The sequence below is a fragment of the Bordetella genomosp. 5 genome, from assembly GCF_002261315.1.
In the GTDB taxonomy this organism is placed as follows: Bacteria; Pseudomonadota; Gammaproteobacteria; order Burkholderiales; family Burkholderiaceae_B; genus Bordetella.
Window position 1 is genome coordinate 850,354 of sequence record NZ_NEVP01000001.1, and the last position, 13,972, is coordinate 864,325.

14 protein-coding genes are annotated in these 13,972 nt (G+C 67.2%); 10 read left to right on the forward strand and 4 right to left on the reverse strand.

Going from position 1 to position 13,972, the window contains the following annotated elements; all coding sequences use genetic code 11:
* The first annotated feature begins 94 nt into the window (after positions 1–94).
* The 5 genes from rplM (at position 95) to erpA (ending at position 3,663) form a co-directional block, all read left to right on the forward strand.
* Complete coding sequence (gene rplM, locus CAL25_RS03920; protein ID WP_094798603.1) at positions 95–523, forward strand: 50S ribosomal protein L13; 429 nt, start codon at positions 95–97, stop codon at positions 521–523.
* 9 nt (positions 524–532) lie between these two features.
* Positions 533–925, forward strand: coding sequence for a 30S ribosomal protein S9 (gene rpsI / locus CAL25_RS03925; protein ID WP_094798604.1), 393 nt, complete (start codon positions 533–535; stop codon positions 923–925).
* A 188-nt stretch (positions 926–1,113) separates the two neighbouring features.
* The gene (argC, locus tag CAL25_RS03930) at positions 1,114–2,181 is read left to right on the forward strand and encodes an N-acetyl-gamma-glutamyl-phosphate reductase (RefSeq protein WP_094798605.1); all 1,068 of its coding nucleotides are present in this window, start codon (positions 1,114–1,116) and stop codon (positions 2,179–2,181) included.
* A 50-nt stretch (positions 2,182–2,231) separates the two neighbouring features.
* Positions 2,232–3,203, forward strand: coding sequence for a DUF6776 family protein (locus CAL25_RS23980; RefSeq protein WP_141217885.1), 972 nt, complete (start codon positions 2,232–2,234; stop codon positions 3,201–3,203).
* An 88-nt stretch (positions 3,204–3,291) separates the two neighbouring features.
* Positions 3,292–3,663, forward strand: a complete 372-nt coding sequence (erpA, locus tag CAL25_RS03940; RefSeq protein ID WP_094798606.1) for an iron-sulfur cluster insertion protein ErpA — start codon at positions 3,292–3,294, stop codon at positions 3,661–3,663.
* Between the two features lie 267 nt (positions 3,664–3,930).
* On the opposite strand, the gene CAL25_RS03945 is transcribed toward erpA, so the two are convergent.
* Both CAL25_RS03945 and CAL25_RS03950 read right to left on the reverse strand, forming a co-directional pair.
* Positions 3,931–5,154, reverse strand: coding sequence for an anhydro-N-acetylmuramic acid kinase (locus CAL25_RS03945; RefSeq protein ID WP_094798607.1), 1,224 nt, complete (start codon positions 5,152–5,154; stop codon positions 3,931–3,933).
* Between the two features lie 11 nt (positions 5,155–5,165).
* Positions 5,166–6,584 carry a M23 family metallopeptidase gene (locus CAL25_RS03950; protein ID WP_094798608.1) on the reverse strand — a complete coding sequence of 473 codons (1,419 nt, stop codon included), beginning with the start codon at positions 6,582–6,584 and terminating at the stop codon, positions 5,166–5,168.
* Between the two features lie 306 nt (positions 6,585–6,890).
* On the opposite strand from CAL25_RS03950, the gene tyrS reads away from it, so the two are divergent.
* The 4 genes from tyrS to nrdR all read left to right on the forward strand — a co-directional run bounded on the left by tyrS (position 6,891) and on the right by nrdR (position 10,935).
* Complete coding sequence (gene tyrS / locus CAL25_RS03955; RefSeq protein ID WP_094798609.1) at positions 6,891–8,120, forward strand: tyrosine--tRNA ligase; 1,230 nt, start codon at positions 6,891–6,893, stop codon at positions 8,118–8,120.
* Between the two features lie 30 nt (positions 8,121–8,150).
* On the forward strand, positions 8,151–8,807 hold the full coding sequence (locus CAL25_RS03960) for a YbhB/YbcL family Raf kinase inhibitor-like protein (protein ID WP_094798610.1): 657 nt from the start codon (positions 8,151–8,153) through the stop codon (positions 8,805–8,807).
* Positions 8,808–9,063: 256 nt separating this feature from the next.
* Entirely contained in the window at positions 9,064–10,311 is a 1,248-nt protein-coding gene (glyA, locus tag CAL25_RS03965; RefSeq protein WP_094798611.1) for a serine hydroxymethyltransferase, read from the forward strand.
* A 144-nt stretch (positions 10,312–10,455) separates the two neighbouring features.
* Complete coding sequence (nrdR, locus tag CAL25_RS03970; protein ID WP_094798612.1) at positions 10,456–10,935, forward strand: transcriptional regulator NrdR; 480 nt, start codon at positions 10,456–10,458, stop codon at positions 10,933–10,935.
* 27 nt (positions 10,936–10,962) lie between these two features.
* On the opposite strand, the gene CAL25_RS03975 is transcribed toward nrdR, so the two are convergent.
* Together CAL25_RS03975 and CAL25_RS03980 are read right to left on the reverse strand one after the other, a co-directional pair.
* Positions 10,963–11,970 carry a GlxA family transcriptional regulator gene (locus tag CAL25_RS03975; protein WP_094798613.1) on the reverse strand — a complete coding sequence of 336 codons (1,008 nt, stop codon included), beginning with the start codon at positions 11,968–11,970 and terminating at the stop codon, positions 10,963–10,965.
* On the reverse strand, positions 11,970–12,536 hold the full coding sequence (locus CAL25_RS03980) for an isochorismatase family protein (RefSeq protein ID WP_094798614.1): 567 nt from the start codon (positions 12,534–12,536) through the stop codon (positions 11,970–11,972). Before CAL25_RS03980 ends, CAL25_RS03975 begins: the two co-directional genes overlap by 1 nt.
* A gap of 214 nt (positions 12,537–12,750) precedes the next feature.
* On the opposite strand from CAL25_RS03980, the gene ribD reads away from it, so the two are divergent.
* The gene (gene ribD, locus CAL25_RS03985; RefSeq protein WP_255176044.1) at positions 12,751–13,935 is read left to right on the forward strand and encodes a bifunctional diaminohydroxyphosphoribosylaminopyrimidine deaminase/5-amino-6-(5-phosphoribosylamino)uracil reductase RibD; all 1,185 of its coding nucleotides are present in this window, start codon (positions 12,751–12,753) and stop codon (positions 13,933–13,935) included.
* Positions 13,936–13,972: the final 37 nt, after the last annotated feature.

Below are 13,972 nucleotides of genomic sequence, written 5' to 3' on the forward strand. Positions count from 1 at the left end.
CGCGCAAGACACACCCTTCTTCAGATGGGGCCTTGCCGGATTTGGGAAGACATCCCAGGCAAATCGTTGCCGGGAAAACTTTTAAGGAACCATCATGAAGACCTTTGTGGCCAAGCCGCATGAAGTCAAGCGTGACTGGTTTGTGATCGACGCCAAGGGCAAGGTCCTCGGTCGTGTGGCCAGCGAAGTCGCACACCGTCTGCGTGGCAAGCACAAACCTGAATTCACGCCGCACGTTGATACCGGCGATTACATCGTCATCATCAACGCATCCGATATCGTCGTGACCGGTACGAAGGCGAAGGACAAGAAGTACTTCCGCCACACCACGTACCCGGGCGGTATCCGCGAAACGAACTTCGAGAAAATGCAAGAGCGTTTTCCCGGTCGTGCGATCCAGAAGGCCGTCAAGGGCATGCTGCCCAAGGGTCCGCTGGGCTACGCCATGATCAAGAAACTCAAGGTGTACGCCGGTGCCGAGCATCCGCACACCGCCCAGCAGCCGAAGCCGCTGGATTTCTAAGGAAACGCCATGATCGGTAACTGGAACTACGGAACCGGCCGTCGCAAGACCTCGGTGGCTCGTGTTTTCGTCAAGAAGGGCACTGGCAAGATCATCGTCAACGGCAAGCCCGTCGACGAGTTCTTCGCTCGTGAAACCGGCCGCATGGTCGTGCGTCAACCGCTGGAACTCACCGGCCTGACCGAGTCGTTCGACATCAAAGTCAACGTCCACGGCGGCGGCGAAACCGGCCAGGCTGGCGCGATTCGTCACGGCATCACCCGTGCGCTGATCGACTACGACGCGACGCTCAAGCCCGCGCTGTCGCAAGCCGGCTTCGTGACCCGTGATGCGCGTGAAGTCGAACGTAAGAAGGTCGGCTTCCGCAAGGCACGTCGGCGCAAGCAGTTCAGCAAGCGCTAATGTCCCCCAGAAAGGCCGCGAAAGCGGCCTTTTTGTTTATGGCCCGCGCGCGGCGTGGGGGTATTTTTTCTCGGGAACCTCGCGCTACACGCACGGTCGGATACCGATCGACGACATAAAGGTGGTCACCGCCGCCAGCGTCCGTTTCCTGAGCGATACAATCGTTCTACGTTTTACGGAACCTCACCATGGCCCAAGCTTCGAACTCCCGCATCAAGGTCGGCATCGTCGGCGGCACCGGTTACACCGGCGTCGAGCTGCTGCGCCTCCTGTCGCAACACCCCAATGTGGAATTGACCGCCATCACGTCCCGCAAGGAAGACGGGTTGCCGGTGGCCGACATGTATCCGAACCTGCGCGGCCGCGTGAATCTGGCCTTCTCGGCGCCCGAGAAAGCCACGCTGACCGACTGTGACGTGGTCTTCTTCGCCACGCCGCACGGCGTCGCGATGGCCCAGGCCCAGGAACTCACCGCGGCTGGCACGCGCGTGATCGATCTGGCCGCCGATTTCCGCCTGCAGGACACCGCGGTGTTCGAGCGTTGGTACAAGATGCCGCACAGCTGCCCCGATATCCTGGCGCAGCAGTCCGCCTACGGCCTGGTCGAGCTCAACCGCGAGGCCATCTCGCGCGCCAAGGTCATCGGCAATCCCGGTTGCTACCCCACCACCGTGCTGCTGGGCCTCGCCCCGCTGGTCGAGGGCGGCAAGAAGCTGGTCGACACCCAGACCCTGATCGCAGACTGCAAGTCGGGCGTGTCGGGCGCCGGCCGCAAGGCCGAAGTCGGCTCGCTCTTCTCCGAAGCCAGCGACAATTTCAAGGCCTACGGCGTGGCCGGTCACCGCCATCACCCCGAGATCGTCGAGCAGCTCGAGAAGCTGGCCGGCGGCAAGGTGGGTCTGACCTTCGTGCCGCACCTGGTGCCGATGATCCGTGGCATGTTCTCCACGATCTACGCGCGCATCCTGCCGGAAGCCCGCGACACCGATTTCCAGGCCCTGTTCGAGGCGCGTTACGCCGACGAGCGTTTTGTCGACGTCATGCCCGCGGGCAGCCAGCCCGAGACGCGTTCCGTGCGTGCCTCCAATAACCTGCGCATCGCGGTGCAGCGTCCGGGCAACGGCGACCAGCTGATTGTGCTCGTGGTCCAGGACAACCTGGTCAAGGGCGCGGCCGGCCAGGCCGTCCAGAACATGAACCTGATGTTCGGCCTGTCCGAATCGCTGGGGCTGGACCAGGTTGCCATTCTTCCCTGACCCAGGCCGTCGGGCGGGCCTCAGGGCCCGTCCTGCGCCCGTGCAGCACCATGTCTGATCCCGCAGCTCCCGTGCCTCCCGCGCCCGCCTCTGGTGGGCGCCTGGGGCGCTGGCTGGCGGCCGGCCTGGTCGTTGCCTCGGCGCTCGCGATCGGCGCCATGGTCGGCTATCGCTACGGTGCCGCGCAACCGCTGCCCGAGGGCACGGTCGTGCTCACCCAGACCCAGCTGGCGGCGCACGAGCAGGCACTCACCCAGCGCGAGACCGAGCTGCGCTTTCTGCGGGCGCAGCTCGACACCGCCGATGGCGAAATCGCCGTCGAACGTGCTGCGCGCCTGGAGCTCGAGACCCAGCTGCGGCAGGCCCAGGCCGACGTCGGTCGTGGTCGTGACCAGCTGGCCTTTTATGAACAATTGCTGCCGCCCGGGCCGGCCGGCTCGCTCGATATCCGTGGCGCCGAGTTCGTGCGCGAGGGGGCGGGCCTGCGTTACCGGGTGCTGATGATGCGCAGTGGCCGCAGCGAGACCCCGTTCCAGGGCGAGCTGCGCTTCGAGGCCGCCGGTCTGCTCGACGGCGCGACGGTCAGCGTGTCGCTGGCGCCGCTGCAGGTCGCGGCCAGCGAAAACACCACGGTGCCCTCCGTGCCGGTCAATGGCGGCGCGGCCATCGTATCGCCCGCCGCCACGGCGGCCTCCGGATCGGAAGGGGCGGCCGCGAAGCCGCCCGCCGACAAGGCGGCTGCCGCTGCCGCCGCGGACGCATCCGCGCCGCTGGCGTCCGCCGCGACGGGTGCCGCACCGTCGGCCACCGTGCCGGCGCTGACCGGCAATGGTCTGTCCCCCGAAGCGGCCGCTGCCGTCGCCAAGGCCTCGGACGGTCCGTTCGATCTGCATTTCGACCAGTATCAACGCAGTCAGGGCGTGTTGGCGGTGCCGCCCGGATTTGTCCCCGAAGCCATTACCGTCAGCGTGCTGGAAAACGGCACCGTACGCGCCACCCGCACCGTCAAGCTCGAATTTTGAATCCGCTTGACGGCTGCGCTATAGTGAATCATCTGCGCGGGGATTCCCGCCTTCCGTATATGGCCCCGTTGCGGCCAGGAGTGTAATCATGAACGCTGTCACCGAAACCGTCGACCTGCAAGAAGCACCGCCGACGCCGCTGGTCTTTACCGACTCTGCAGCCGCCAAGGTCAAAGACCTGCTGCTCGAAGAAGGCAACCCCGATCTCAAACTGCGCGTGTTCGTGCAGGGCGGCGGCTGTTCGGGCTTCCAGTACGGCTTCACGTTCGACGAAGTCGTCAACGAAGACGACACCGTCCTCGACAAGGAAGGCGTGCAGCTGCTGGTCGATCCGATGAGCTTCCAATATCTAGTGGGCGCCGAGATCGACTACAAAGAAGACATCGAAGGCGCGCAGTTCGTGATTCGCAACCCGAACGCCACCACCACCTGCGGCTGCGGTTCGTCGTTCTCGGTCTGAGCACGCATCGCCCCAGCAAAAAGGCCTCCCTCGGGAGGCCTTTTTCATGCCCGCATGGAAATACTGCAGTCTGATCGGAGGAGGGCGCGCCGGTTCGTCCTGCGTGCCTGAGTGCCGGCGATTTGGTTGCGTGCGCAACGATTGCGCGTGCGTATACGGCTGCGTGTGCGGCTGCGTGTGCGTATGCGTGTGCTTGTGCGTGTGCGAGTCGTGAGAAGTACGAGAGCAAGTGCGTGGCCGCGTGCCTTGCGCGGCCGTGCGCGCGGCTCAGCGCGGATAGAGCGCGCCCAGCACGCGCGCGGCGCGAGCGCCGGTCACTTCGGGCACGGCGGCGGGCAGCCGGTCCACGTGCATGCGCGCCAGCCAGGCAAACGCCATGGCCTCGACCCACTGTGCCGGCACGCCCGCCGTGTCGGTGGCCGCCACGGGCAGGCGCAGCACCGAGGCCAGCTCCTGCATCAGCCCGCCATTGCGCGCGCCACCACCACACACGAGCACGTCCTGCACCGCCACGCCCTGCACGGCGATGGCGTCGGCGACCGTGCGCGCCGTCAGTCGCTGCAGCGTGGCCTGAACGTCTTCGGGGCGCAGCGGCGTGCCGCGATAACTGGCGAGCCGGGTTTCGATCCAGCGCAGGCCGAACAGATCGCGGCCGGTGGATTTGGGGGCGGGCAACGCGAACCAGGGTTCGCTGTCGATGAGGTGCGCGAGCAGCGGTTCGGACACCCGGCCGAGCGCGGCCCAGCGGCCGTCGGCGTCGTAGGGCAGGCCGGTGTGCTGCAGACACCAGGCGTCGAGCAGCACGTTGGCGGGGCCCGTGTCGAAGCCGCGCGGGGCGCGCCCCGGTTCGAGCAACGTGACGTTGGCAATGCCGCCGAGATTGAGCACCGCGCGCGGCTGCGCGCCACCGAACATCGCCGCATGAAACGGCGGCACCAGCGGCGCGCCCTGGCCGCCCGCGGCCACGTCGCGGCTGCGGAAATCGGCCACCACGTCGATACCGCTGAGCTCCGCGAGCAGGGCGGGGGCGTTGAGCTGGATGGTGTAGCCCAGCTCGGGCCGGTGCCGCACGGTCTGGCCATGCGCGCCGATCGCCGTCACGTCGGCCGGTGCCAGCGCGGCCGACAGCAGCAGATCGTGGCAGACCTGCGCATAGACGCGCGCCAGTTCGTTGGCGGCCAGGCTGGCCTGAGCCAGCTCGTCGGGTCCGCTGGTGTTGAGCGCCATCAGGGCGCTGCGCAATGCATCGCCCAGCGGCGCGCTCGCGGTCGCCAGCATCACCGGCGTACAGAGGCCCGGCGTGGCGACGCCCGGCGTGGCGACACTCGGCGCAGAGACGCCCCGCGTGGCAACGCCCGGCGCCTCACCCGCGCCCGCTGGATCGAGCCGCAGCAGCACGCCGTCGACACCATCCATGCTGGTGCCGGACATCAGGCCGATGAAAAAACGGCCCGGCAGTTTGCTGCGCGGGCCGTTGGTATGTTTGCTCATGAGCGTACGGCTCAGCGGGCGGCCACGCTGGTGGTCGCTTCGGGAAGCGTGGTCTGGAGCTGGGTCAGCAGCTGGATCTGCTGCTTGTAGGGCTCCACGGCCTTGGCGAAGGCGCGGGCCTCGGAAGGCTCCAGCGTGCGCGCCACCGGCAAATCGACCGACAGCGGATCGATCGGCTGGTTGTCGACGCGGAATTCGTAGTGCAGGTGCGGACCGGTGGCCCAGCCCGTCGAGCCCACGTAGCCGACCAGTTCGCCCTGGGCGATCTTGTCGCCCTTCTTCAGGCCCGGCGCGATGCGGCTCTGGTGCGCGTAGAGCGTGGAGAACTTGCCGTGGTGCTTCACGATCACGACGTTGCCGTAGCCGTTCTGCCAGCCGGCGAAATCGACGGTGCCATCGGCCGTGCTGTGGATCGGCGTGCCGGTCGGGGCGGCGTAGTCGACGCCCTTGTGGCCGGTCCAGGTGCGATGGATCGGATGCATGCGCATGCCGAAGGTCGAGCTGATCCGGGTGAACTTGAGGGCGGTGCGCAGGAACGCGCCGCGCAGGCTGGTGCCGTCGAAGTCGTAGTAGGAGCCCGACTTGTTGTCGGCGCTGAACCAGACGGCGCTGTAGGTCTTGCCGCCGTTGATGAACTCGACCGCCAGCAGGCGGCCCGCGCCGGCGTAGCGGCCATCATGCGAACGCGTTTCGTAGACCACGCGGAACTGGTCGCCCTGGCGCAGATCGCGCAGGAAGTCGATCTTGGCGCTCAGGATGTCGGCCATCTGCAGCGTGATCGAATCCGGGATGCCGGCGGCGTCGGTGGCGCCGAACAGCGACGAGCGGATCGTGCCCACGGCCACGCGGGTCTGGAGTTCGGTGTTTTCGGTGAGCTCTTCGGCCTTGAAGCCCGTGCCGGCCGGCTCGACCTGCAGCATCTTGGTGTAGACCTGGCCGCCGGTTTCGTTGCCGGGGGTGTGGATGTAGCGCAGCCACACCAGCTTGCCGTCGGTATCGGTGGCGGCCTGCACGGCACGGCCCGGGTACAGCTTGTAGATGCTGCGCGCGCTGGCGTCGTGCGTGAGGAAGGCCTGCAGACCGTTTTCGCTGATCTCGAGACGCTGCAGCACGGCGGCGAGGGTGTCGCCGGAGCGGATGCGGGTTTCGCTGATGTAGGGGGCGTCGACGGCCGGGGTTTCGCTGATCTGGACCTGGCTCGATTCGAGCGGCAGTTCGCTGTTGATCAGGCGCATCGGCGGCAGGCTGGCGTGATCGGGCTGCTGCACCATGCCGAGCGCGGCGGCGCCAGCAAACAGGCCCAATGCCGAGACGACGAGGGTGCGTCGCACAAGGGCGGCGCCGCGGGAGGAAGGTTCAGCGCGAGAGGCGAACAGGGTGGCAACTTTACGTCGGAAGCTGCTCACCAGGCTGTTGGGGCCACGATTCATCGTGATTCAGACCTTGAGGTGGCGTCGAGTGCAAGTTACGGTTGCACGCGGCCTCCCCCTGACGGCCTGCGGGCCGGAGGCAGGAATACGCCGCGCGGCGCATCTTGGTACAAACGGCAATAGGTGACAGATGATCGACGGGATGGGGGCCACCCTGCCGATCCAGGCGACAACGGCCACGAACATGACAGTTGCGTATGATTAGGGCAGTATCCTAGCCGATTCAGCTAGAATTTTCGACTAATTTCCTCACTTTTTACACCTTTTGTGCCGCGCGCCGACCCGGCACAACCGGCTGGAACCATCATGTCGCACCCCGAAGCCCCCATCACTCCCGAAGTCGAAGCCGATCTGCGCATTGCGCGCCGTGGTTGCGACGAGCTCCTGGTCGAATCCGAGTTTGCCAAGAAGCTCGCCCGCAGCCGCGCGACCGGGGTGCCGCTGCGCATCAAGCTGGGCCTGGACCCGACGGCGCCCGACATCCATCTCGGCCACACCGTCGTGCTCAACAAGATGCGCCAGCTCCAGGATCTCGGTCACGAGGTGATCTTCCTGATCGGCGATTTCACCTCGACCATCGGCGATCCGAGCGGCCGCAACACCACCCGTCCGCCGCTCACGCGCGAGCAGATCGAGCACAATGCCAAGACCTACTACGCGCAGGCCAGCATGGTGCTGGATCCGGCCCGCACCGAGATCCGCTACAACTCCGAATGGTGCGACCCGCTCGGTGCGCGCGGCATGATCCAGCTGGCCTCGCGCTACACCGTGGCGCGCATGATGGAGCGTGAAGACTTCACCAAGCGCTTCAAGGGTGGCGTGTCGATCGCGGTGCACGAGTTCCTGTACCCGCTGCTGCAGGGCTACGACTCGGTGGCGCTCAAGTCCGACCTCGAGCTCGGCGGCACCGACCAGAAGTTCAACCTGCTGGTCGGACGCGAGCTGCAAAAGGAATACGGCCAGGAGCCGCAGTGCATCCTGACCATGCCGCTGCTGGTGGGCACCGACGGCGTCGAGAAGATGTCCAAGTCCAAGGGCAACTACATCGGCATCTCCGAGTCGCCCGATTCGATGTTCGGCAAGCTGATGTCGATCTCCGACACGCTGATGTGGCGCTACTTCGAGCTGCTGTCGTTCCGCTCGCTCGAAGACATCGCCGCGCTCAAGGCCGAGATCGACGGCGGCCGCAATCCGCGCGACGCCAAGGTGGCACTGGCCCAGGAAATCATCACCCGCTTCCATTCCGCCGCGGCGGCCGAGGGCGCGCTGGCGTCGTTCGAAGCGCGCTTCCGTGACGGCGCGATCCCCGACGACATTCCCGAGGTCAACGTGGCCGGCGCGCCGATGGGCATTCTGCGCGTGCTGCGCGAGGCCGGTCTGGTGGCGTCGAGCTCCGAAGCCCAGCGCAATGTCGAGCAGGGCGGCGTGCGCGTGAACGGCGATCGCGTCGAAGACAAATCGTTGCAATTGGCCGCCGGCACCTATGTCGTGCAGGTGGGCAAACGCAAGTTCGCGCGTGTTACCTTGGCAGGGTAGGAATTCTTCGCATTTCTCCAGGAGTACGCCATGAAACTTGCGAGCTTGTCTTTCTCCGATAACGAGTCGATTCCCGAGCGCTACGCCTTCGGCAAGATCGATGCGCAATCGCACGTCGCTCTGGCCGACAACTACAACCCGCAGTTTTCCTGGGACGATGTGCCGCAGGGCACGCAGTCGTTCGCGCTGATCTGCCACGATCCCGATGTGCCGACCAAGCCGGACGACGTGAATCAGGAAGGCCGCACCGTGCCGGCCACCCTGCCGCGCGCCGACTTCTTCCATTGGGTGCTGATCGATCTTTCGCCGGAGATGCGCGAGATCGATGAGGGCGCGTTCTCGAGCGGCATTTCGCCGCGCGGCAAGGGCGGCCCGCTGGCGCCGCTCGACGCCCGCCAGGGCCTGAACGACTACACCGGCTGGTTCGCGGCCGACCACGACATGAGCGGCGAGTATTTCGGCTACGACGGCCCGTGCCCGCCCTGGAACGACGAGATCGTCCATCGCTACGTGTTCACGCTGTACGCGCTGGATGTCCCGTCGCTCAAGCTGCAGGGTTCGTTCACGGGCGCCGACGCGCTCAAGGCGATTCAGGGCCATGTGCTGGCGCAGGCGCATCTCACCGGCACCTACACGCTGAACCCCGAGCTGGCCCCGCGCCAGATCGGCGCCACCACGGCGTCGTGATCGTTTCGGCGGGGCGCCGAGCGCGCCCCGCGCCTCCCGGCCGCCGCACGGCGCGGCTTTTTGGGGGCTCAGCATGAGGCGCTCTCATGCTGTCATGAAAAAACTTCTCTTCGCGCGCAGATGACGGCGCGTTGGTTACATATACCGCGATCTTGACCACACACGGGTGGCGCGGCACGGGTATACCCGGTCGGCGCGGGGTACACTAACGCTCATTGCTTAACCCCCGCATTCTTCACCGTTCCAGGAACCTCCCATGTTTGACCGCAAGCTCACCCTCGACAAGGTGGATCCCGACCTCTGGGCCGCGATTCAGAAAGAAGACGTCCGCCAGGAGCAGCACATCGAGCTGATCGCCTCGGAAAACTACGCCAGCCCGGCCGTGATGCAGGCCCAGGGTACGCAGCTCACCAACAAGTACGCCGAAGGTTATCCGGGCAAGCGCTACTACGGTGGTTGCGAGTACGTGGACGTCGTCGAGCAGCTCGCGATCGATCGCCTGAAGGAACTCTTCGGTGCCGAGGCCGCCAACGTGCAGCCCAACTCCGGCTCGCAGGCCAACCAGGGCGTGTACATGGCCGTCCTGAAGCCGGGCGACACCGTGCTGGGCATGAGCCTGGCCGAGGGGGGCCACCTCACGCATGGCGCATCGGTCAATGCCTCGGGCAAGCTCTACAACTTCCTGCCCTACGGCCTCGACGAAAACGAAGTGCTGAACTACGCGCAGGTCGAGCAGCTGGCCAAGGAACACAAGCCCAAGCTGATCGTGGCGGGTGCCTCGGCCTACGCCCTGCACATCGACTTCGAACGCATGGGCCGCATCGCCCGTGAAAACGGCGCGCTGTTCATGGTCGACATCGCGCACTACGCCGGTCTGGTCGCCGGTGGCCAATATCCCAACCCGGTCCCGCACGCCGACTTCGTCACCTCGACCACGCACAAGTCGCTGCGCGGCCCGCGTGGCGGCGTCATCATGATGAAGGCCGAGTTCGAGAAGGCCGTCAATTCGGCCATCTTCCCGGGTATCCAGGGCGGTCCGCTGATGCACGTCATCGCCGGCAAGGCCGTGGCCTTCAAGGAAGCGCTGTCGCCCGAGTTCAAGGACTACGCCGCTCAGGTCGTGAAGAACGCCAAGGTGCTGGCCGACACGCTGGTCAAGCGGGGTCTGCGCATCGTGTCGGGCAAGACCGAAAGCCACGTGATGCTGGTCGACCTGCGTCCCAAGGGCATCACCGGCAAGGAAGCCGAAGCGGTGCTGGGCGAAGCCCACATCACGGTCAACAAGAACGCCATCCCGAACGATCCGGAAAAGCCTTTCGTGACCAGCGGCATCCGCCTGGGCACGCCGGCCATGACCACCCGTGGCTTCAAGGAAGCCGAGGCGGAAGCCACGGCCAACCTGATCGCCGACGTGCTGGACAACCCGCGCGACGAGGCCAACATCGCCGCCGTGCGCGCGCGCGTCAACGAGCTGACCGCGCGTCTGCCCGTCTACAGCAAGTAAGCACCGGCATGGGCGGGCCTGGCTCCCCATGACAGACAGGCCCCGGCATGCCGGGGCCTGTTCATTTGCCTCATCCATTTTTTTCCGGGTGGCCGGGGCGCTGCTTTATTACAATATGCGGAACACAGGTACGGGGGAGAGCTGATGAAGTGTCCTTTCTGCGGCAACGCCGATACGCAGGTGGTCGACAGCCGCGTATCGGAAGAGGGCGACACCATACGTCGCCGGCGCCGCTGCCTGTCCTGTGACAAGCGCTTCACCACCTACGAACGCGTCGAACTGGCCATGCCTTCCGTGGTCAAGCGCGACGGCAACCGCACCGAATACGATGCGCGCAAGCTGCGCGGCAGCCTCTCGCTGGCGCTGCGCAAGCGTCCGGTCAGCACCGAAGAGCTCGACGGCGCCGTCACCCGCATCGAAGAAACCCTGCTCGCCAGCGGGGTCCGCGAGATCCCGAGCGAGAAGATCGGCGAGCTGGTCATGAACGAGCTCAAGCGGCTCGACAAGGTCGCCTACGTGCGATTCGCGTCGGTCTACAAGAGCTTCGAAGACATCGGCGAATTCGTCGAGGCCATTCGCGAGATGCAGGGCCCGCGGCCGCCGAACAAGCTCCGCAAGGACTGAGCGCGCAGCGCCGCAACAACTGAGCGCTCAGTGCCGCAAGGGCGGCATCGCCGGGTCCGCCGCGTCGGCCAGGGCCTCGGTGCGCAGCGCGCCCGGCGGCGCCGACTCATAGCGGCGCCACACGCGGCGCAGGTGGTGGGCCGAACTGAATCCCGCCTGTTGCGCCACCCGCTCCATGCCGTGCCGCGTCTGGCTCAGCAGCGTGCGCGCCAGCGCCAGCCTGACCCGATAAAGATAGTCCATGGGCGTGCAGCCCGCGTGCTCGGCGAAGAGCCGCGCCAGGTGGCGCGCGCTGGTATGAGCCTGCCGCGCCAGCGTCGTCGCGGTCCAGTCGGCGGCCGGATTGCGCAGCACGGCATCCTGCACGCGATGTACGCCGGGATGCAGGTGATTGCGGTGATCCAGCCACGGCGAGATCGCGGGGTCGTCGCCCGCGCGGCGCAGATAAACCACCATGTCGCGCGCCACAGCGCTCGCCACGCGCGGATCCGTCACGCGCGCGACCAGATGCAGCGCGAGGTCGATGCCGGCGGTGATGCCGGCGCTGGTCCAGATCGGGCCGTCCTGTACGAAGATGCGGTTTTCGAGCACGCGGGCGCTGGGTTCCATCGCGCTCAGGCTCGCCACGCAGCTGTGATGCGTGGTGCAGGCGCGATCGCGCAGCAGTCCGGCGGCCGCGGCGACCAGCGCGCCCGCGCATACGGTGACGAGTTCGAATCCATCCGCCGGCATGCGCACGCGCAGCCAGTCGAGCACGGCCCGCGTGGCCGGCGCCTCCAGATCGTAGGCGCGGTCGACCACGCCGCTCAGGACCACCAGGGCATTGGCGGGCAGGCTTTGCGGCAAGGGCTGCAGCCCCGACAGGTTGAGCCCCGGCAGGCCGGTGCCGAGCTCGGGCGTGGGGGCGCAGTAGTGCACCTCGAAGCTGCCGGGCACGAGCTTGTTGGCGACGCGCAGCGCCTCCGCCGGCCCGGCGAGGTCGAGCAGAACGATGCCCTCGAGCACGATGAAGACCACCGGCACGGAGCTCGGCATCAACGGCTCCCGGCCTCGGCGGCCGACACGACGGCGGCGAAGCGCCCTTCGAGCACGAGCGCCGTGTGGTCGCGCAGCGCCGCGGCCGAATAGACCCGGCCGTCGCGCGCGGTCATGGGAAACGTCAGCGTCGCGTCGAGGGCGTAGCGCACCTTGAGGCCCGAGTCGCTCGCATGGCGCGCCGTGGTCTCGCAGCATTGCTCGGTGCGGATGCCCGTGATGATGACTTCCTGGATGCCGGCTTCGGTCAGCCATTGCGACAGCGCCGTGCCCTGCGCGTCGAGAGCGTACAGCGCCGAGTGCACCGTTTTGTGAAACACCGGGGCGTCGGGTACCCGCAGGCCGTCGAGCGTGCGCACGTGCCCGCTGGCGGGGTCGAACGGGCCCGGCGTGCCGCCGCCTTTCTGCACATGGAAGATCTGCACGATGGCGTGGCCGTGGCGCTCGGCGGCGTCGATGAGCGACTGCGTGGCGGCCAGGAACGCCGGCACTTCGGTGTCGTCCCAATACGGACGCGTGCGGAACGATTCCTGGATGTCGATGAGCAACAGAGCGGTGGTGGGCATGAGTGGTCCGGAGAGAGAGGGTTTGCGGGCAAACCGGGGTGATGTGGACGCCATTATGAGCCGCGGGCGGCCGTCTGGGCAGGCGCCGGGCGGACCGGGGGCGGACCAAAACAGACATGCGGGAAAGCCAGGATCCGGCACCGTCAGCGCGCCGTCAGGGCGGTGTCAGCTTGACGCCGCTTCCGGCTGCGCACCGGCATACAATCCGGGGGACATGATCATCGCAACGAACCCCGACGTGGACGTCTCCCGGCCGCAAGATTCGACCTATATGCGCCACGCGCTCGCGCTGGCGCGCGCCGTGCTCTACACCACGTCGCCCAACCCCCGGGTGGGCTGCGTGATCGTGCGAGACGGGCGGGTGATCGGCGAAGGCGCCACCCAGCCCCCGGGCGGTCCGCATGCCGAGGTGATGGCCTTGCGTGCGGCGGCGGCCGCCGGCGAGACCGTCGCGGGCGCCACCGTCTACGTCACCCTCGAACCCTGCTCGCACCATGGCCGCACGCCGCCCTGCGTCGACGCGCTGGTGGCCGCGGCGCCGGCTCGCGTGGTGGTCGCCATGGGCGATCCGAATCCGCGCGTCAACGGCGCAGGCTACGCGCGGCTGCGCGCCGCCGGCATCGAGGTCTGCACGGGGGTGGGCGAGGCAGAGGCGCTCGAACTCAACGCCGGCTTCGTTGCGCGCATGAGCCGCGGCACGCCGTGGGCCTGGATGAAGATGGCCGCCTCGCTGGACGGCCGCAGCGCGCTGCACAACGGCATTTCGCAATGGATCACGGGCGACGCAGCCCGGGCCGACGGACATCACTGGCGGGCCCGCGCCGATCTGGTCCTGACCGGCATGGGCACCGTCACGAAAGACGATCCGCTGCTCAACGTGCGCGCGGTCGAGACCGCCCGCCCGCCGCGCAAGGCCGTGGTCGACGCCACCCTGTCGATCTCGCCGCAGGCCAGGCTCTTCGACGGCACCGAGGTGCTGATTTTCACGGCGGCCCCCGCGCCCGGCCGCGCGGCGGCGCTCGCCGACCGCAATGCACGCGTGATCGCGCTGCCCGACGCGCGCGGCGAGCGGGTCGACCTGGCCGCGATGATGCGTTGGCTGGGGCAGAACGAATTCAACGAGGTGCACGTCGAGGCGGGCGCCGGCCTGTCGGGCGCACTGCTGACGGCAGGCTGCATCGACGAGCTGCTGGTGTATCTGGCGCCGGTGCTGCTCGGCGACGCGGCCGGCATGGTCCGCCTGCCGCTGCTCGAGCATCTCGAGGCCGCGCGCCGCTATGTATTTACCGACATGACTCGCGTGGGCGCCGACGTGCGCCTGCGCGCCACGAGCGATGCGCACTGGCAGCAACTGCTGGCCAGCGTGCGCGGCGTCGGCCAGGCCGGCGCCCAACCCTGATACGAAGACGAAAGAGCGCGCTTGCGCTCGATGCGAC

Coding starts and splice junctions, on each gene's coding strand:
- rplM (WP_094798603.1), top strand. CDS start 95: ATGAAGACCTTTGTGGCCAAGCCGCATGAAGTCAAGCGTGACTGGTTT.
- rpsI (WP_094798604.1), top strand. CDS start 533: ATGATCGGTAACTGGAACTACGGAACCGGCCGTCGCAAGACCTCGGTG.
- argC (WP_094798605.1), top strand. CDS start 1,114: ATGGCCCAAGCTTCGAACTCCCGCATCAAGGTCGGCATCGTCGGCGGC.
- CAL25_RS23980 (WP_141217885.1), top strand. CDS start 2,232: ATGTCTGATCCCGCAGCTCCCGTGCCTCCCGCGCCCGCCTCTGGTGGG.
- erpA (WP_094798606.1), top strand. CDS start 3,292: ATGAACGCTGTCACCGAAACCGTCGACCTGCAAGAAGCACCGCCGACG.
- CAL25_RS03945 (WP_094798607.1), bottom strand. CDS start 5,154: ATGAGCAAACATACCAACGGCCCGCGCAGCAAACTGCCGGGCCGTTTT.
- CAL25_RS03950 (WP_094798608.1), bottom strand. CDS start 6,584: ATGAATCGTGGCCCCAACAGCCTGGTGAGCAGCTTCCGACGTAAAGTT.
- tyrS (WP_094798609.1), top strand. CDS start 6,891: ATGTCGCACCCCGAAGCCCCCATCACTCCCGAAGTCGAAGCCGATCTG.
- CAL25_RS03960 (WP_094798610.1), top strand. CDS start 8,151: ATGAAACTTGCGAGCTTGTCTTTCTCCGATAACGAGTCGATTCCCGAG.
- glyA (WP_094798611.1), top strand. CDS start 9,064: ATGTTTGACCGCAAGCTCACCCTCGACAAGGTGGATCCCGACCTCTGG.
- nrdR (WP_094798612.1), top strand. CDS start 10,456: ATGAAGTGTCCTTTCTGCGGCAACGCCGATACGCAGGTGGTCGACAGC.
- CAL25_RS03975 (WP_094798613.1), bottom strand. CDS start 11,970: ATGCCGAGCTCCGTGCCGGTGGTCTTCATCGTGCTCGAGGGCATCGTT.
- CAL25_RS03980 (WP_094798614.1), bottom strand. CDS start 12,536: ATGCCCACCACCGCTCTGTTGCTCATCGACATCCAGGAATCGTTCCGC.
- ribD (WP_255176044.1), top strand. CDS start 12,751: ATGATCATCGCAACGAACCCCGACGTGGACGTCTCCCGGCCGCAAGAT.